The sequence below is a fragment of the Halorubrum yunnanense genome (assembly GCF_026586675.1).
Taxonomy (GTDB): domain Archaea; phylum Halobacteriota; class Halobacteria; order Halobacteriales; family Haloferacaceae; genus Halorubrum; species Halorubrum yunnanense.
The window spans coordinates 32,975-48,952 of sequence record NZ_JAODIX010000006.1 but is presented as its reverse complement, the minus strand read 5'-3'; the positions used below and the strand labels follow the sequence as shown (position 1 = coordinate 48,952).

Below are 15,978 nucleotides of genomic sequence, written 5' to 3'. Positions count from 1 at the left end.
AGCAGAAACTGCTGACGAGTGGCTCAGATCATTCGCTTTCGCATGGAATCAGCTTATCTGAACACTACGACTGAGCGATCGGTGTTGGGTGTGGGAAGTCTTCTATGACACCCTCTTCTTAACATGGGCCTTGAACGTCGATGATGAAATGATCTACCCACCATATCAAGCGAATCAACCCGCGTTCGATAATCTCTCTGACGCGCTAGAAGACGGTGTTTCAAAGTATCTCGCGGAAAAGCATAACCTAGTGGCTGGCGTGTCGGTATCAATAGAATTGTCCGACGTTGATCGGCTTGAGGAATTGTATCCCTAGAGGACTAATCTTCTTGGAGCTTTTCGATTAGCGCTTTCTTTACGGCGGGGTTCTCAAGTAGTTCATCCACGTCGTTAATGTCGTTAATGGCTTGAACGTCGCCGGCCTTCCTGCTTCTTTGTAGGTGTCCTTGACCTGCTGTTCCGTTTCCTCTTTAACCGCCCGCGCATCGGGGCTGAACAGCATCCCACAGTTTGGGCACGCCTTCGCGGTTGGTGCGACTTTCTCGCCACAACTACACTGCTTGGGTGTGAGCGTGCTCCGGCTGGTTTCGTCAATCAATCCGGCCTTTTGTTCGGCCTTCTCCCGAAAATCCATATCTGACAGGTGGCTATAGGTTGTTTCCATTACCCGACTGTCTTTGGTGTGTCCGATCAACCACTTGATCGTATCATTGTCCATGTCGTAATCGCGCTTGCAGATCGTCACGAAGTTGTGACGAAGTGAGTGCGGGTTGAGCGGCTTCTCAATACCCGTCTCATCTTGGAGCGTGTTCAACACGTACCGAAGACAGTTATTCCCGACCGGGCTTCTTGGGTTCGACTTCCCGTAGTTCGGTTTCCCATTGACATCCTCCCCGCCCTAAAGGGCGAGGATTCCACGAAGTGGAGTTTGAGGTTCCGTGTTTCCTCGGGGTTCAAAGACGCTTTCGCGTGCCCCGTCAACGGTAGCCGTCCAATTGTGACCGAGGACGTGCATTACAACGGGTACAGCCCTGTCAACAAGGCCTTCCCATCCAGACGCACTGGACGCTTCGACGGGAATACCGATTCCCTCCACGAGAGGGTATTCAGCCTCTTGGGTACCGCCATTCGCGTCTCCATATGGAGGACGTGGCGGACTGGTTCTGGTTTTGTTACCCACCTCGGTCACTGGTCGAAAACCAGTAGACGGCGAAGCCGTTGTCCCGTGGGTGAGGAAGACCATCACCATGTAATACGGTCGAACACCACATAAATGCTGAGAATCAAACTCAAACGGCTATCGGCGGTGGATTGCGTTATCAATTGTCGGATTCATCCGCGCGCTAAAGCACGGGGCTTTCTCCTCGATTCTCCGTAACACTCTTCAAAATCGTCATCCCCTCTTGCCGGGTGGTAGTTATTCACCCACTGCCGAACCGCCCCCTCGGCTAATAGGAGTGGCCGCCACCCGTTCCTGTCGTCGGCACCTTTCAGGCCGTGGTCCACGCTGGGATTGAAGCGATAGCGGCCCGTCTTATTCTCGTCGTTGAGGTGTTTCACGTCCTTCACACGGAGCGTACGGAGCGCGTTGCTCCGCATCCCGGTGTACAAAAGCAACGTCAGGATCATCTTGTCACGCGGGTGGTCCGCAGCGTCTTTGAGCCGTTCTATTTTGTCCCGTGTGAGCATATCATCGGGGTCCACGGAGCTATCATCATCTTCGCTGTAAATGGCTATTTGCTCCGGGTCAACGCCGAGATCGGAGTGATATCGGTAGAAAATGCGGAGAGCAAACTGATAGGTCCGGATAGTCCCCTTGCTCATGCCGTTACAGTTTGGAACCTCCGCTTTGTAGTAGCCCCGTTCCATCAAGTCGTTGAGGTCCGTTGTATCGGCTTCGATCAACGTATCCATAGTGAAATCGGCGTTCTTTAGATCTCTCCCCATCCGCGAAAGGCGATACATCCATCCCCACAATGTCGAATAGCTCTTGTCCTTCCGCTTGTCGGGCTCGAAGTACTGTTTCTTTTGGGTGTGGTTCTGACGATCAAACTTCTCGCCGTCAAAGGCGTCACACAGATCTTGGATCCGCTCGGCTTCGGCTTGGGTTAATTTTCCAGTATCAACGTAGCCGTCAATCTCAAAGGTGTCCTCATCACCCCAAACGGTTTGCTGTATCGATGCGTACTTTTCTTCGGGTGTGTCGGTCATAGGTTAGAGCCTCCGCCACACCCACTTTTCGCGTATTAGTGGGTGCTTGTCATGTCATACGTCGAGTAGCACCTATATATTCAGAGAATAACGAACGGGTTGTCTAGTTAAACTGAGACGACTTCGCCGACCGCGTCGGCTACCACGCGCCCGGGCTGCCGGAGGACTGGAAGGAACGCGACCTCCACCCCGACCTCGACTCGTGGGGGACCGTCTCCGCGATCAACGCGGGGCTCACGGAGCTCGGGCAGATCGTCTGCGAGACGCTCAAATCGGAGTACATCGACTGGGAGGCGGAGTTCGACGCGCCCGACGACCTCCCCGACTTCGAGGAGTAGCGGCCGGCGTTCGTTTCGATCGCTTCCCCTCTCGCCCGCTCAGTGTCCCCAGAGGGTCCCGTCCGGGGCGTACCGCGCGTCCATGATCCGGTCCCACTGCGCGTCGGACAGCTCAAGGTCGGCCGCGGCGACGTTCTCGGCCAACTGGTCGGTCGTCCGCGCGCCGACGATGGGGACGCAGGTGAACTCGTCCCACCCGGCCAGCCACGCGAGCGCGGTCTGTGCGGGCGTCGCGTCGAGCTCGTCGGCGACCTCGCGCACCGCGTCGAGCACCTCCCAGCCGCGCTCGGAGAGGTAGAAGCGCTCGAACCGGTCGTCGAAGCTGGCGCGCGAGCCGTCCGGCGCGATCACCTGCTCGGGGTCGTCGGGGTCGGCGCGCTCGTACTTCCCGGTGAGGAACCCGCCCGCGAGCGGGGAGTACGGGCAGACGGCGATCCCCTGATCGATACAGACGTCGAGGTACTCGCTCACGTCCTCGTAGTAGCCGGCGTGGTGGAGCGGCTGGACGACGTCGAAGCTCGCGTAGTCGTTGACGTCGGACGTCCACAGCGCCTTCGTCAGCTGCCACGCCGCCATCGTCGACGCGCCGAGGTAGTGCACCTTCCCCTCCGAGACGAGTTCGTCGAGGACGCGCATCGTCTCCTCGATGGGCGTCTCCTCGTCCCAGCGGTGGATGTAGTAGATGTCGAGGTAATCGGTGTCGAGCCGGTCGAGCGTCCCCTCGACCTGCGCGCGGATGTGCTTGCGGCCGAGCCCCGAGTCGTTGGGGCCGGGCTCGCCGCGCCCGTCGAACGGGAAGTACACCTTTGAGGCGACCACGTAGTCCTCGCGCTCGCGCTCCGCGAGCCACTCGCCGACGTACTCCTCGCTTTCCCCGTTCGGGGTCCCGTACACGTTGGCGGTGTCGATGAAGTTGATCCCGTGGTCCGCCGCGGCGTCGAGCAGCTCGTGGGCCTCCTCCCGGCCCGTCTCGACCACGTCGTTCGTCTCCCGTCCGAACCGCCACGTCCCGAGACAGAGCTCCGAGACGCTGAGTCCCGTGTTGCCGAGCCGTCGGTAGTCCATACCCGTCTCTCTCGGCGGCGATTTATAAACCGTGGCGACCTCGAAATCAGTCGAACGGGTAGCGCGCCGTCGACCCGCACTCGCGGCAGCGCACGACGACGCGGCCGGGACGGAGCCGGACGCGGCCCGTCTTCCCGGGTCGGAGGTACACGTCGCAGTCGTCGCAGGTCCGCCGGGAGAACTCGGCCGGGAGCCCGCAGCGGTTCCGCTCCGCGATCCGGCGCGCGAGCGCGACGTACTCGCGAGAGCGGTCGTACTCGCCGTCGACGACCGCCTCGCGGGCGAGCGTCGACAGGCGCTCGATGCGTTCCGACGGGATCCCCATATCTCGCCGGGCGTGACGGACCGGCAAAGTCGTTGCCATTGAGGGGCACTCACGCAACAGGTCCGGCCCCGCCCTCCCGACGCGCCGGACCCGCACGCTTTTTTATCGGTCCACGCGAAGTGTGTGGTATGAAGGAGTCTCTGATGGACGTCGTCTGCTGCCCGCTCGACAAGGCCGACCTCGAACTCGACGCCGACGATCGGGACGAGGAGGAGATCCTCGCCGGCACGCTCACCTGCACCGAGTGCGGGGAGGCGTACCCCATCGAAGACGGGATCCCGAACCTCCTCCCGCCGGACATGCGCGAGGAGGCGTCCGCTTAGCCCGAATCGACCCGCGCCCGGTCCGAATCGTACTGCATCTTTTTTTAGTGTGCGTCCGTCGTCCCGAACGTGCCGACACTCTCCGTCGAACTGAACGGGGACGCCGTCCACTCGATCCGGGCGCCGGACCGGTTCGAGGCGAGCGGTCCCTTCTCGGTCGCTCTCGAGAACCTCGGTCGGTCGACGCACGTCCACCTGCACTTCGACGACGAGCTCGACCGGGTCTGCTCGATCGGCGAGACGAACCACTACGTCGACGACGAGTCGACCAGACGGGTCCACGTCACCGCCGACGACGTCGAGGAGTCGATCACGGGGAAGCTGAAGATCGTCACCGGCTACGGCTCGAACACCCGGTACGTCGACGTCAGGGTCGACCCGCCGCCGGCCGCCGAGGCCGACGAGATCGTCGTCGACGAGGCGTTCGCGGAACCGCCGGAACGGCCGCCGGACCCCCCGCCCCGGCAGCGCGCCGCGAACGCGGTCGTCGGGGTCGTGGAGCGCGGGGGACTGCCGGCGGCCGCCCTCGGTCTCCTGGCCGTCGTCGCCGGCGTCGCCTTCGCGCTCACCGTCGAGAGCGTCGTGGTCTCGGTCGCGGTCGGCGTGGTCCTGACGGTGTCGCTGGCCGCCGTGCTGCTCGGAGCCGTGTGACCGGCGGTCGCTGAGCTGCCTCGGCCGCGTGACCGTTCCGCCGGTCCGGATCCGCGCGCTTTTAAGCGTCCCACCGGTACGAACGGCCATGAGCTTCGAGAAGGAAGACGAGGTCGTGCTCCACGACAAACACAGCGAGTACGACGGCGAGACGGGCACGATCACGCAGGTGATGGAGACGATGTTCGACGACGCGACCTACACGATCAGCTTCGAGGACGGCCAGGAGACGGGCGTCCCCGAGGACGCGCTCGACGCCGTCGAGAGCGAGGAGTAACCGCCCTCCTTTTCCGACCCGATGGCCAAAGTCCCCTTCCACTACGTCGACCTCCGGGCGTTCTCGTACGCCACCGAGGACGAGAAGCGGGTCGCGGACGCCCTCCGCAGGTTCCTCCCCGAGGATACCGAGATCGACCGCGTCGAGAACGTCGGCCACCACGGGGACCGGATCGTCGTCCTCTCCGCGCGGATCGAGAACGCCGACGGGATGCGCCACGTGCTCGACGCGCTGGCCGACCTCGACGACGTCGACCGCGTGCTAGACGAACTCGACCAGCGCGTCGACGACAACTGCGCGCTGTTTCTCCGCGTCGACAAGCAGGCCGCGTTCCGCGGCGAGGTCCGGCTCGGCCCCGGGATCACCGTCCGCGCGAAGGTGGAGGCGTATCCGGCGAAGCAGGAGGCGGCCGTCGAGAACGCCCGCGAGACGCTCTCGCGGCTGGTAGACGACAAAGACGGCGCCGATAACGATAACGACGGCGAGGACACCGCCGACGATGACGCCGGCGAAGGCGACGGCGTCAGCGACGACGATAACGACGCCGCCGCCGACGAAGCGTAACCCGACGCGGGCACGGGGGCCGCGCGCCCGGGCCGCACCCCCGGCGTGGCTTTTTGTCTCGTCACCCCGTCGGACCGAGCATGAGCGACCCCTTCGTCGTTGTCGGCGCCGACGCGGCCGGACTGAGCGCGGCCAGCAAGTTCCGCCGCGAGGCGCTCGACCGTGAGGTCGTCGTCTTCGAGAAGGGCCGATGGATCTCGTACGCCTACTGCGGGATGCCCTACTTCATCGAGGGACGCGTCGAGCGCATGTCGAACCTCCTCTCGCTGTCCCCGACCGAGGTCGACGATCGGGGGATCGACCTCCGGCGCGGCCGCGAGGTCGTCGGCGTCGACCCGGACGAAAAGCGGGTGGCCGTCGAGACCCCCGACGGCGACGCCTTCGAGCAGCCCTACGGCGACCTGCTCGTGGCGACCGGCGGCCGCGCGTCGACCGGCCCGTTCGACGTGCGCGGGATCGACGGCGCCTTCACGCTCCACGACATGGACGCCGCGGCCGCCATCGACGCGTACATCGCCGAGCCGGACGCCTACGACCCGGACCGCGCCGACGTGAGCGCGGTCGACCGCGAACGCGTCGAGCGCAACGCCGCCATGTCCGCCCCGGAGACGGCGGCGATCGTTGGTGGCGGCTACGTCGGCGTCGAGATGGCGGAGGCGCTCTCCGGCCGCGGCCTCGACGTCCACCTCTTCCATCGGTCCGGGCACCTCCTCTCGGACTTCGGCGAGGCGGTCGGCGAGCGCGTCGAGGAGGCGCTGACCGGGGAGGGCGTGACGGTCCACACCGGCACCCCCGTCGAGGCGCTCGTCGCCGACGACCGGATCGAGGCGATCCGGTTCGCCGACGGGGACGCCGACGGCGAGGACGCCGAGACGCTCCCGGTTGACCTCGCGGTCGTCGGCGTCGGGATCCGCCCGAACACGGAGCTGCTCGACGGGACCGGCGTCGAGCTCGGCGAGGGCGGCGCGGTCCTGACCGACGAGCACGGCCGAACGAGCCTCCCGGACGTGTACGCCGCCGGCGACTGCGCGACCGCGTTCCACGCCGTGACCGGCGAGCCGGCGTGGATGCCGCTCGGCCTCACCGCGAACCGCGCCGGGCGGGCGATCGGCGCCACCGTCGCCGGCGACCCCTCGCCGGTGGGCGACATCGCGGGCACCGCGGTCGTGAAGGCGTTCGAGATGGAGGCCGGCCGGGTCGGCCTCGTCGAGGACGCGGCGGCCCGCGCGGCCGGCTTCGACCCGGTCCGTGAGACCGTCACCGCCGGCTCCCGGTCGGGCTACTACCCGGGCGCGGCGCCGACCGACGTGACGCTCGTCGCCGACCGCGACACCGGGCGCCTGATCGGCGGGAGCATCGCCGGTCCCGACCGCGCCGCGATCCGGATCGACACGCTCGCGACCGCGCTGGAAGCCGACATGACCGTCCCGGAGGTCGAGCGGCTCGACCTGGCGTACGCGCCCCCCTTCAGCCCGGTGTGGGACCCGATCCTCGTCGCGGCGAAGGTGCTCAACGGGACGCTCGAGGAAGAGGAGTAAGGGGCGCCGTCGTCGTCAGTCGCTCGCGTTCGCGTCTCCGTCCGCCGCGGCCGCCCCGTCCCCCTCCTCGCCGCCGGTCCCGGCGGCGACTCGTCCGACCGCGTAGCCGGCGAGCCCGACCGCCACCGCGGCCGCGAGGGCGAGCCCGAGCGGTTCGGCGACCGCGACCGCGAAGGAGAGCGGGTCGGCGAGGCCGACCGCGTAGGGCGTCGGTCCGACCGACCGCAGGAGAACCGCCGCGAGGGGACCGTACGCGAGCAGCACCGCGGGGAGCGCGCCGGCCCCGACCGCGGCGAACGCGGCCGCACCGACCCCGATCAGCGCCGCGAGGACCGCGGCGACCGCGCCGGAGGCGTCGGCAGCGAGACCCGCAATCGACCCGACGAGCGCGACCGCGTCGAAGGCGACGTACGAGACCGCGAAGCCGACCGCGCTCCAGACGGCCGCGCGCTCGAACCCCGTTTCTCCGACGGCGACGCGGGTGAGTCGCCCGGGGTCGTCGTCCGCCGTCATTCCGGGCGGGTCGCGCCGCGCCCCTCGCGCTCGGGCGTGAGGGCGCCGTGTTCGTCGATCTCGCCCGCGACGATCCGCGTCGAGGAGATGCGCTCGCCGTCCTCGGCCTGGACGTGGTCGACGACGACCAGCTCGAGCGGGTCGCGGCCCCGCTCGCGGCGGATGTCGTTGATGCGCTCGCCGCCGTCCCTCGTCTCCGGGGAGACGATCAGGGCGTCGAACTCGGGCTCGACGGCGATGCCGGTCGGCTCGGTGAGCTCGCGGACCGCGAACTCCCGGCCGTACTCCTCGGCCCGCGGCTCCAGTTCGGCCTCCAAGTCGCGCTTACGGCGGTCGTACGGGCGGACGTACCGCTCGACGTGGCGGGTCTCCGGCGCGAGCTCGTCGGACGTGAGGCCGACGGTGACGTCCCCCAGCTCGAACGCCCGTTCGAACAGCTTCCGGTGGCCGTCGTGAACGGGATCGAACGTGCCACCAAGCGCGACGTTCATGCCAGTCGCTTGCGCGGGCGGAACTTAAATTGTCCCGAACTCGGAACCGACGCAGGAATCGAGTCGGCCGCGCTCGGCGCGCGGTCGCTACCGATCGCCGTCCTCGTCGCTCTCCGCGGCCGCGTCGCCCTCCTCGCCGCCCTTCCCGTTCTCCTCGCCGCCGCCGACGGAGATCTGGACCGGCTCCGCGTCGCCGTCGGGCGACTCGCCCCCGAGCCGGCGGTCGAGGTTGAAGACGGCGTTCAGCTCCTCCTGGACGTCCCCGACGACGCCCCGGACCAGATCGCTCGGCGCGATCGCCTCGTACTCGTAGGGGTTGTTGCCGGCGCCGCTCGACTCGCGCTTGTCGCGCTCGACCGTTCCCTCGTCGTGGAGCTCCGCGAGCGCCTCGCGGACCGTGCTCGGGTAGAGCCCGGTACCGTCGGCGACCTCGTCGCTCGTACTCCGCGGGTCGTCCCGCAGGTAGACGTAGATCCGGGCGCGCGTCTCGGTGTCGAGGAGCCACGCCAACAGGTCGACGACGTTGTCGTCGAACCCCTTGACCGCCTTGCCGGCGCCCTCGCCGAGCCGCTCTCTGGTCTTGCGGAGCTCCTCGCGGGTTCGCTCGGTCGCCGACTCGTCGTCCCCCTCCCCCGGGTCGAGGGCGAGGCCATCGTCGGGGTCGGCGGCGGGGTCGGCGTCGAACTCGTCGCTCGTCATGGCGTATCGTGGGGCCCGCGCGCTCAAAAGGGTTTCTCGTCGCTTTCGTTCCGACGGAACTCGGTGCCCCGAGCCAGGGGCGACTCCGCCGCCGTCGCCGCCCGACCGTCCCCGCTCTCGCGCCCTACGGCGACAGGATCAGGTCCTCGCACACCGCGTCGAGCCCGGACTCCTCGCGGAGCCGCCGCTGGCGCTCGGCGCCGCTCTCGGCGTCGTACACGTCGCGGATCCCCCCGATCCCGAGCCGGTCGCACTCGCGGTCGACGACCTCGCCGAGCGAGACCGTCTCCTCGCCGCTCCGGGCGACGAACGAGGCGTCGTGACCGTGACGGATCGCGCGCCACTTGTTCTCGTCGAGGAGCTCGCGCCGGAGCGCGGGCCCGGACTCGCCGTCCGCGTAGCGCTCGGCGTAGTCGACCACGAGCGCGTGGACGTACTCGACGAAGGCGAGGGTGACCGCGGGGTCGCGCTGGGCGTCGGGCGCGCGCACCTCGACCGTGCCGTGGCCGGTGTGCGGGCGGACGTCGAACCAGAGCTCGCCGCGGTCGGCGATGGAGCCCCGCTCGACCATTCGCCGCTCGTAGCGCTGGAAGGCCTCGAAGTCGTCGAACGCGGAGGGGATCCCGGTGTTCGGCAGGTTCTCGAACACCTTCGCCCGGGCCGACGCGAGCCCGGTGTCGAAACCGTTCCAGAACGGGGAGTTCGCCGACAGGGCGAGGAGGACCAGGCAGTGCCACCGGAGCCGGTTCGCGATCCACACCGCCTTGTCCGCGTCATCGACGCCGACGTGGACGTGGAGCCCGGCCGTGGTGTTGCGGTGTTGCGGGTACTGGATCCGATCCAGCTGCGCCTGGTAGCGCGGCTTCTCGACGTGGTCCAGCTCGCGCCACTTCGCCGCCGGGTGGAGCCCCGCGGCGGCGATCCGGTAGCCGTCGGCCGCGGCGTGGTCGACGAGCGCCTCCCGCACCGTCGACAGGGCCTCGTCGGCGGTAGCCGGGTCCTCGATCACCGCCGTCTGCGCCTCGATAGTGCACTTGAACAGCTCGTGGTCGAACCCCTCCGGCACCTCGCTCGGCGGGTCCCGGCCGTAGACGAGGTCGTCGGTTCCGGACGTCGGACGGCCGTCGGCATCGGCGATGTAGAACTCCTCCTCGATGCCGAGCGTTCCCATCCGGGTGAACGCGTTCCGCGAACCGATATCCATTACCGCTCCGTTTCGCCCCCGCGTTCTTATATGAATTGAAACCCGAAACGGAGCGTCGGTGTCCCCCGCCCGGTCGGAGAGTATAGGTGACCGCGCGCCGCAGGACGCGACATGTCTCCCGCGTTGCGGTGTCACCGGTGTGGGGAACGATACGAGGACGCGACCCGCGTCCGCTGCGGGTGCGGGGAGCCGCTCTGGTTCGAGACCGACGCGGCGGCGTTCACCTGGGCGGACCGCCGAAGCCACGAGGGCATGTGGCGCTACGAGCCTCTCCTGCCGATCGACGGGCCCGACGGCCTCGCTTGGGCCGCGGGCGGCACCCCGCTGGTTAGGAGCGAGGGGCTCGACGACGCCGCGGGCTGTCGCGTGTGCGTCAAAGACGAGGGCGAACACCCGACCGGCGCGTACAAGGACCGGGGCAGCGCCGCGGCCGTCCCGCACGCGACCGCGGCGGGCGACGGCGCCGTCGGCACCGTCTCGTACGGCAACATGGCGATGAGCACGGCCGCGCACGCCGCGAGTTTGGGCCGCGAGTGCGTCGTGCTCGTGCCCGACGACATCTCGCCGGTCCGGCTGGAGCTCATCGACCAGTACGGGCCCACGATCGTGCGGGTCGACGGCGATTACGGGGCCCTCTACGGCGACGCGCTCGAGCTGTCCGCGGCGCTTCCGGTCCGGTTCCTCGTCAGTGACGACCCGGCTCGGATCAGCGGGTACAAGACCGCTCTCTTCGAGATCTGTGAGGCGTTCGCCCCGGACGCGCCGGACGCGCTCGCGCTGCCGACGAGCTCCGGGGGGTTCGCCTCGGGGCTCTGGCGCGGGATCCGCGACCTCGAGGCTGCCGGGCTGCTCGACGACCCCCCGCGGCTCTACCTCGTTCAGACCGCCGCGTCCGACCCGATAACCCGGGCGTTCGACGCCGGCGCGGTCGACCCGACGCCGCTCTCACCCGAGGAGACCGGCGAGACGATCGCTCATTCGATCGGGAACCCGGACCCGCCGAGCGGCGGTCGCGCGCTCGCGGCGGTCCGCGACACCGGCGGCGCCGTCGTCTCGGTCACCGACGACGAGATACGGGCGGCGCAGCGGCGGTTCGCCGTCGACGGCGGCTTCTGCGTCGAGCCGGCGTCGGCCGCGTCGCTCGCGGGCGTGGCTCGCCTGTCGGAGCGCGGGGAGGTCGACGACGACGACGCCGTCGTCCTTCTCCCGACCGGGACGGGATTCAAAGAGCTCGGCGCCGGCGACGCGTCGGTTGCGACCGAACGGACGAGCAGGGCGGCGCTCCCGGAGCGGCTCGCTTCGCTGCTCGGCGTCAGCTGACCCCGCGTCGCGTCGGTTCCGTCTCTCCCCTCGGTACCGCTCCGTCGCCGGTGCACGACGAGACGGCCGCGTTTTCCCCCGGCTCACCACGCCTCGCCGCTCGCCAGATCCACGTCGCTGTCCCCCTTCTCGGAGGGGCAGACGTCCGCGAGCGCGCAGTCGTCGCAGTCCGGGTTGATCGCGGTGCAGGTGGCGCGTCCGTGGTCGATCATGAGATGCGTGAACTGTTGCCAGTCGCTCTCGGGGACGACGTCGAGGAGGTCCCGCTCGATCGCCTCGGGACGCTCCTCCTCCGTAATGCCCAGCCGGCGGGTGATCCGCTGGACGTGGGTGTCGACGACGATCCCCTCGACGACGTCGTGGCCGTGTTGGAGGACGACGTTGGCGGTCTTGCGGCCAACGCCCATCAGGTCGGTCAGCTCGGACATCGTGTCCGGCACCTCGCCGTCGTGCTCCTCGGCGATGTCCGCGCAGGCCGAGCGGATGTACTCCGCCTTGTTGTTGTAGTAGGTGATGGAGTTGATCGCCTCGGCCATCTCTTCTTGCGGGGCGTCCGCGTACTCCTCGGGCGTCTCGTACGCCTCGAAGAGGTCGGCACACACCTTGTTCACGCGCTCGTCGGTGCACTGCGCGGAGAGGATCACGGCGATGAGCAGCTCCAGTCGGTTCGAGTAGTTCAGCGAGATCGCCGAGTCCGGGTACTCCTCGTACAGTCGGTCAAGGACCTCGGCGACCTGCTCGTCCCGCGGCTCTAGTGGCGTGCCCATGGGAATAACTCCGACCGACCGACATTGAACGATCCGGAAGCGACGCGCTCGCGCTCCCGAGACGGTCGGTCCCCGCGGCGACGAGGGCGGCACCGAACCGGCAGATTCACGTCGGTACCCCGACACGTCGAGACGTGTCCCGGTCCCGCGATCGGCGGCGGCGACGCCCGGCGTACAGCCGCCGAACTCAGGAGTTCTACTGGCTGTGGATCGCCGCGACGGCGACGTACGGGGTCGGCGACGTCGTCTCCACTATCGCCTTCCTGGAGTACGTCCCGACGATCGACGAGGCGAACCCGGTCGTCGCGCTCGCGCTCGACTCGCTCGGGCTCTCCGGGCTCGTCCTCCTGAAGATCGCCGTCTACCTCGTGATGCTGTGGATCAGCGTCTCGGGCGCCCGCGACGGCGACGCGCTCCTCTACTACTTCCCGCCCGTCCTCCTGACGCTCGTCGGGAGCTACCTCACCGCGAGCAACCTCCGGCTCCTATGGCTCTCCTGAGGGGCTCGCCCGCCAGCGCCCCGGCCGACGCGATCGCCCGCTCACGAGCCGAACGTGTTCGCGACATCGCACATGGCGCTCGGCGGACGACCCGGAACCATGACCGAACTCGACGTTCGAGACCTCCCGCCGAGCGAGCGACACGGACGGATTCACGACGCGTTCGCAGCGCTCGCGCCGGGCGAGACGCTGACGATCGTCAACGACCACGACCCGAAGCCGCTGTACCACGAGATGGCGGCCGAGACGCCCGCGTTCGACGAAGCGAGTTACGCGATGGAGCGGGAAGGCCCCTCCCGGTTCGTCGCCGAGTTCCCGAAGGCCGACGGCGACGGCTCTCCCGCGGCCGAGCTGGCCCGTATCGCCGACCTCGACGGCGAACCGCACGCGGACGCGTTCCCCGGGCGGGAGCCGAAGGCGATCCGGCTCTCGCTGGAGGCGGGCGAGCGCGTGCCCGAACACGACCATCCGGACCGAACCGGCCTGTTCCACGTGTTGGAGGGCGCGGTCGACGTCGCGCTCGACGGCGACCCGCACCGCGTCGAGGGCGGGGAGATCCTCCGGTTCGAGGGCGAGTCGGCGGTCGAACCGACCGCGCGGGAGGACAGCGTCGCGCTGGTGGTGTTGTCGCCGCGGCCCGCGGAGTGAGGAGGGCCGCGGGAATCCCCCGCTGCCGTTTTATATACCGCCGTCGAACGCCCGCCATGGAGACGACGCGCGAGCGGATCGCCGAGACCCTCCGCGAGGGCCCGGCGACCGCGACCGACCTCGGCGAGTCCCTGTCGCTTCCGACGCCGGCCGTGTACGAACACGTAGAACACGTCTCACGGTCGATCGCCGACGACGGCGCCGACGAGGAGTTCCTGGTCGCGCCGCCGGAGTGCCGCGACTGCGGCTTCGACCGCTTCGACGACCCGGTCAACGAGCCGTCGCGGTGTCCGAAATGTAAGAGTGAGCGGATCGACGAGCCGGCGTTCGTGATTCGGTGAGTACCGTCGGCTCTATCTAACTACGCTCTACAGCTCGTCAAGCAGCGTCGCCGCCGCGGCCGCGGACGAGCCCGGACCGCGCGCGGTGATCAGGTCGCCGTCGACCGTGACGCTGGTGTCGGCGTCGAGTTCGGCGTCCCAGTCGGCGCCGGCGAGGACGACCTCGTCTTCCACCCAGTACGGGAGCTTCCGGCCGTCCGGCATCCGGTCGTGGTCGTCGACGATCCCGTCCTCCCAGTCGTTCGGGAAGCCGGTGACGGAGCGGCCCTCCACGAGAGGGGTTCCGTCGGCCTCGCGGGTGAACGCCAGGATCCCGGCCGCGTGACAGACGACGAGCGCGACGGCCTCGTCGCCCGCGACCGCGTCGAGCAGCAGCTGCCGGGCGTGTCGGTCCTGGTTCACGTCCCAGACGGTGCCGTGGCCGCCGGGGAAGACGACCGCGTCGTACCCCTCGGCCTCGACGGTCGCGATCGGCTCCGGATCGTTGAGCCCCGGATGCTCCTCGTCGACCTCGCGGAGCTCCGCGACGCGCTCCTCGCCGCCCGCGGCCTCGGGGTCGAGCGAGCGCTCGTCGACGACCGGCGGCGACCCCGACGGCGTCGCGATCGTCACGTCGACGCCCTCCGACTCCAGGGTCGTCAGCGGTTCGATGCACTCCTCGGCCCAGTACCCTTCCTCGCTCACGACGAATAGCGCGCTACTCATGTGTACCCCTCGCTTCATGACCCCGACATAAAAGGCGTCCGCGCCCGGCAGCGACGCTAGGCGGGCGCGGGGTTTATAAATGGCTCACGGACGTGCGGTGGCGCGTGCCTGCGAGCGGCCGCCTCTGGCGGCCGTGAGCCAGCACGCGCGAGGGACGCCGCGAGCGACGTGGGTGACCGAAGGGAGCCCCGAGCGAGCGGCAGCGAGGCGCGAAGCGCCTCTGGCAGCCGGCGCGTAGCGCCGGCGACGAGGCTGGGGAGGTGTGAGGTGCGGTTGCGGTGCGATCGGGCGGGATTCAAAGGGGCAGCCACGAGGCGGGCGCAGGCGATGCAAGCACTGCAAGGAGCGAACGTAGTGAGCGACTGAAGCGCGCAGCGAGCGTGCGCCCGCCTCGTGGCTGGGGCTTTAGAAGTGTTCACCGGTGTCACCGCCGGCAGCGAATCGTGAGCGTCCAGCTACCTTCCCAGAAAAAGCGCGAACGTATTATTCGTCGCCCTGCGCGTCGACGATCACGACCTCGCCGTCCTCGACGGTGACGTTGATCAGCGTCTTCACGTTGTAGTCGGTGTCGTCGAGCTCGTTGTCTCCGGCCTTCTTGATCACGGCGACGACGTCGACGACCTCCGCGCCGACCTCATTCGTCAGCGCGTCTAAGATCGCCTTCATGGTGCCGCCCGTCGAGAGCACGTCGTCGAGCACGAGCACGCGGTCGCCCGCCTCCACGTCGTTGATGTACATCTCCGACTCGGAGTAGCCGGTCTCCTGGAACAGCGGGACCTCGCCGTCGAGGCCGTACTGACGCTTGCGGATGACGACCAGCGGGATGTCGGTCATCAGGGAGAGCGCGGTGGAGATGTGGATCCCCATCGCGGCGGGGGTGACGATCTTGTCGACGTTCTCCAGGTCCGCCTTCCGGATCAGTCGGATGACGATCTCCCGGAGCAGCTCTGGTTCGAGCATCGGGACGCCGTCGCTGATCGGGTGGACGAAGTACTCGTACTCGCCCTTCTCGATAATCGGCGCGTCGAGGAGCGACTGCCGCAACTGGTCCATGTCGCCGGTACTCGGGCGGATTAATAAAGCGTGGCGGTTGCGTCGGCCGATGCGGACCGATACCACGCAGCGGTCGGCTGCGTGTACCGTCGCGACTCGTTTCGAACCGACACCCGATCGGGTGCGGCTCCCGCCGAAACGCTTGCCGCTCATTTATAAATAGATGATTGCGGATCGGCAGGGAACCCCTCCAAAGTCCCGGCCGCTCGGTTAGAAATGGTTGCTGATGGATCGACGACGAACAGTTCCAAAGCCCCAGCCGCGACGACTCGCGCGGCTCGTTGCGTTCCTCGGTCGCTCACTCCGTTCGCTCCCTGTGGCACTTACGTCGCCGTGCGTCGTCCTCGCGGCAGCGAGGCGCTTCGCGCCTCTGGCAGCCGGCGGCAAAGCCGCCGGCGACTGCCCCTTTGAGTCCCACCCGACCACAACAGCACCCGCACCTCAC

19 protein-coding genes and 2 pseudogenes are annotated in these 15,978 nt (G+C 68.1%); 10 read left to right on the top strand and 11 right to left on the bottom strand.

Going from position 1 to position 15,978, the window contains the following annotated elements; genetic code table 11:
- Nucleotides 1-355: 355 nt before the first annotated feature.
- Nucleotides 356-817, bottom strand: a complete 462-nt coding sequence (locus N5096_RS01625; RefSeq protein ID WP_267662597.1) for a site-specific integrase — start codon at nt 815-817, stop codon at nt 356-358.
- Between the two features lie 515 nt (nt 818-1,332).
- Nucleotides 1,333-2,211, bottom strand: coding sequence for a site-specific integrase (locus N5096_RS01620; RefSeq protein WP_267662596.1), 879 nt, complete (start codon nt 2,209-2,211; stop codon nt 1,333-1,335).
- A 116-nt stretch (nt 2,212-2,327) separates the two neighbouring features.
- Between N5096_RS01620 and N5096_RS01615 the strand changes: the two are divergent.
- A pseudogene (locus N5096_RS01615) lies at nt 2,328-2,549 on the top strand (DUF7992 family protein); the annotation flags it as partial.
- 39 nt (nt 2,550-2,588) lie between these two features.
- Here N5096_RS01615 and N5096_RS01610 read toward each other — a convergent pair.
- Nucleotides 2,589-3,614 (bottom strand): aldo/keto reductase, encoded by a 1,026-nt coding sequence (locus N5096_RS01610; RefSeq protein ID WP_267662595.1) that lies wholly within the window; start codon nt 3,612-3,614, stop codon nt 2,589-2,591.
- Nucleotides 3,615-3,660: 46 nt separating this feature from the next.
- A complete protein-coding gene (locus N5096_RS01605; protein WP_267662594.1) occupies nt 3,661-3,939 on the bottom strand; it encodes a ribonuclease P protein component 4 in 279 nt (92 codons plus the stop codon).
- Nucleotides 3,940-4,067: 128 nt separating this feature from the next.
- Between N5096_RS01605 and N5096_RS01600 the strand changes: the two genes are divergently transcribed.
- The 5 genes and pseudogenes from N5096_RS01600 (at nt 4,068) to N5096_RS01580 (ending at nt 7,292) form a co-directional block, all read left to right on the top strand.
- A complete protein-coding gene (locus N5096_RS01600; protein ID WP_267662593.1) occupies nt 4,068-4,262 on the top strand; it encodes a methytransferase partner Trm112 in 195 nt (64 codons plus the stop codon).
- Nucleotides 4,263-4,331: 69 nt separating this feature from the next.
- Nucleotides 4,332-4,913: a DUF7524 family protein gene (locus N5096_RS01595; protein ID WP_267662592.1), complete on the top strand. Its 582-nt coding sequence runs from the start codon at nt 4,332-4,334 to the stop codon at nt 4,911-4,913.
- Between the two features lie 88 nt (nt 4,914-5,001).
- The gene (locus tag N5096_RS01590; RefSeq protein WP_267662591.1) at nt 5,002-5,190 is read left to right on the top strand and encodes a DUF1918 domain-containing protein; all 189 of its coding nucleotides are present in this window, start codon (nt 5,002-5,004) and stop codon (nt 5,188-5,190) included.
- A gap of 21 nt (nt 5,191-5,211) precedes the next feature.
- Nucleotides 5,212-5,643 (top strand): annotated as a pseudogene (locus N5096_RS01585) (RNA-binding protein); the annotation flags it as partial.
- A gap of 191 nt (nt 5,644-5,834) precedes the next feature.
- Complete coding sequence (locus N5096_RS01580) at nt 5,835-7,292, top strand: FAD-dependent oxidoreductase (RefSeq protein WP_267662589.1); 1,458 nt, start codon at nt 5,835-5,837, stop codon at nt 7,290-7,292.
- 15 nt (nt 7,293-7,307) lie between these two features.
- On the opposite strand, the gene N5096_RS01575 is transcribed toward N5096_RS01580, so the two are convergent.
- The 4 genes from N5096_RS01575 to N5096_RS01560 all read right to left on the bottom strand — a co-directional run bounded on the left by N5096_RS01575 (nt 7,308) and on the right by N5096_RS01560 (nt 10,199).
- On the bottom strand, nt 7,308-7,805 hold the full coding sequence (locus N5096_RS01575) for a hypothetical protein (RefSeq protein WP_267662588.1): 498 nt from the start codon (nt 7,803-7,805) through the stop codon (nt 7,308-7,310).
- On the bottom strand, nt 7,802-8,296 hold the full coding sequence (locus N5096_RS01570) for a phosphopantetheine adenylyltransferase (protein WP_267662587.1): 495 nt from the start codon (nt 8,294-8,296) through the stop codon (nt 7,802-7,804). The genes N5096_RS01575 and N5096_RS01570 overlap by 4 nt, the downstream gene beginning before the upstream one ends.
- A gap of 87 nt (nt 8,297-8,383) precedes the next feature.
- The gene (locus N5096_RS01565) at nt 8,384-8,995 is read right to left on the bottom strand and encodes a winged helix-turn-helix domain-containing protein (protein ID WP_267662586.1); all 612 of its coding nucleotides are present in this window, start codon (nt 8,993-8,995) and stop codon (nt 8,384-8,386) included.
- Nucleotides 8,996-9,119: 124 nt separating this feature from the next.
- Complete coding sequence (locus N5096_RS01560) at nt 9,120-10,199, bottom strand: glutamate--cysteine ligase (protein ID WP_267662585.1); 1,080 nt, start codon at nt 10,197-10,199, stop codon at nt 9,120-9,122.
- 111 nt (nt 10,200-10,310) lie between these two features.
- On the opposite strand from N5096_RS01560, the gene N5096_RS01555 reads away from it, so the two are divergent.
- Nucleotides 10,311-11,519 (top strand): threonine synthase, encoded by a 1,209-nt coding sequence (locus N5096_RS01555; RefSeq protein ID WP_267662584.1) that lies wholly within the window; start codon nt 10,311-10,313, stop codon nt 11,517-11,519.
- Between the two features lie 83 nt (nt 11,520-11,602).
- On the opposite strand, the gene nth is transcribed toward N5096_RS01555, so the two are convergent.
- Entirely contained in the window at nt 11,603-12,286 is a 684-nt protein-coding gene (gene nth, locus N5096_RS01550) for an endonuclease III (protein WP_267662583.1), read from the bottom strand.
- A 134-nt stretch (nt 12,287-12,420) separates the two neighbouring features.
- Here nth and N5096_RS01545 point away from each other — a divergent pair, with 134 nt between their 5' ends.
- The 3 genes from N5096_RS01545 (at nt 12,421) to N5096_RS01535 (ending at nt 13,775) form a co-directional block, all read left to right on the top strand.
- Nucleotides 12,421-12,786: a DUF5658 family protein gene (locus N5096_RS01545; protein ID WP_267662582.1), complete on the top strand. Its 366-nt coding sequence runs from the start codon at nt 12,421-12,423 to the stop codon at nt 12,784-12,786.
- A gap of 99 nt (nt 12,787-12,885) precedes the next feature.
- Nucleotides 12,886-13,434, top strand: a complete 549-nt coding sequence (locus tag N5096_RS01540) for a DUF2249 domain-containing protein (RefSeq protein WP_267662581.1) — start codon at nt 12,886-12,888, stop codon at nt 13,432-13,434.
- Between the two features lie 56 nt (nt 13,435-13,490).
- Nucleotides 13,491-13,775, top strand: coding sequence for a transcriptional regulator (locus tag N5096_RS01535; RefSeq protein ID WP_267662580.1), 285 nt, complete (start codon nt 13,491-13,493; stop codon nt 13,773-13,775).
- 27 nt (nt 13,776-13,802) lie between these two features.
- Here N5096_RS01535 and N5096_RS01530 read toward each other — a convergent pair whose 3' ends face one another.
- Both N5096_RS01530 and hpt read right to left on the bottom strand, forming a co-directional pair.
- Entirely contained in the window at nt 13,803-14,480 is a 678-nt protein-coding gene (locus N5096_RS01530; protein ID WP_267662579.1) for a DJ-1/PfpI family protein, read from the bottom strand.
- A gap of 483 nt (nt 14,481-14,963) precedes the next feature.
- Nucleotides 14,964-15,533 (bottom strand): hypoxanthine/guanine phosphoribosyltransferase, encoded by a 570-nt coding sequence (hpt, locus tag N5096_RS01525; RefSeq protein WP_267662578.1) that lies wholly within the window; start codon nt 15,531-15,533, stop codon nt 14,964-14,966.
- Between the last annotated feature and the right edge of the window lie 445 nt (nt 15,534-15,978).

What these genes read in the sequence shown, in the direction of transcription:
- N5096_RS01600 (WP_267662593.1), top strand. Translation starts at nt 4,068, where the DNA reads ATGAAGGAGTCTCTGATGGACGTCGTCTGCTGCCCGCTCGACAAGGCC.
- N5096_RS01555 (WP_267662584.1), top strand. Translation starts at nt 10,311, where the DNA reads ATGTCTCCCGCGTTGCGGTGTCACCGGTGTGGGGAACGATACGAGGAC.
- nth (WP_267662583.1), bottom strand. Translation starts at nt 12,286, where the DNA reads ATGGGCACGCCACTAGAGCCGCGGGACGAGCAGGTCGCCGAGGTCCTT.
- N5096_RS01560 (WP_267662585.1), bottom strand. Translation starts at nt 10,199, where the DNA reads ATGGATATCGGTTCGCGGAACGCGTTCACCCGGATGGGAACGCTCGGC.
- N5096_RS01530 (WP_267662579.1), bottom strand. Translation starts at nt 14,480, where the DNA reads ATGAGTAGCGCGCTATTCGTCGTGAGCGAGGAAGGGTACTGGGCCGAG.
- N5096_RS01620 (WP_267662596.1), bottom strand. Translation starts at nt 2,211, where the DNA reads ATGACCGACACACCCGAAGAAAAGTACGCATCGATACAGCAAACCGTT.
- N5096_RS01565 (WP_267662586.1), bottom strand. Translation starts at nt 8,995, where the DNA reads ATGACGAGCGACGAGTTCGACGCCGACCCCGCCGCCGACCCCGACGAT.
- hpt (WP_267662578.1), bottom strand. Translation starts at nt 15,533, where the DNA reads ATGGACCAGTTGCGGCAGTCGCTCCTCGACGCGCCGATTATCGAGAAG.
- N5096_RS01575 (WP_267662588.1), bottom strand. Translation starts at nt 7,805, where the DNA reads ATGACGGCGGACGACGACCCCGGGCGACTCACCCGCGTCGCCGTCGGA.
- N5096_RS01580 (WP_267662589.1), top strand. Translation starts at nt 5,835, where the DNA reads ATGAGCGACCCCTTCGTCGTTGTCGGCGCCGACGCGGCCGGACTGAGC.
- N5096_RS01540 (WP_267662581.1), top strand. Translation starts at nt 12,886, where the DNA reads ATGACCGAACTCGACGTTCGAGACCTCCCGCCGAGCGAGCGACACGGA.
- N5096_RS01605 (WP_267662594.1), bottom strand. Translation starts at nt 3,939, where the DNA reads ATGGGGATCCCGTCGGAACGCATCGAGCGCCTGTCGACGCTCGCCCGC.
- N5096_RS01610 (WP_267662595.1), bottom strand. Translation starts at nt 3,614, where the DNA reads ATGGACTACCGACGGCTCGGCAACACGGGACTCAGCGTCTCGGAGCTC.
- N5096_RS01590 (WP_267662591.1), top strand. Translation starts at nt 5,002, where the DNA reads ATGAGCTTCGAGAAGGAAGACGAGGTCGTGCTCCACGACAAACACAGC.
- N5096_RS01535 (WP_267662580.1), top strand. Translation starts at nt 13,491, where the DNA reads ATGGAGACGACGCGCGAGCGGATCGCCGAGACCCTCCGCGAGGGCCCG.
- N5096_RS01570 (WP_267662587.1), bottom strand. Translation starts at nt 8,296, where the DNA reads ATGAACGTCGCGCTTGGTGGCACGTTCGATCCCGTTCACGACGGCCAC.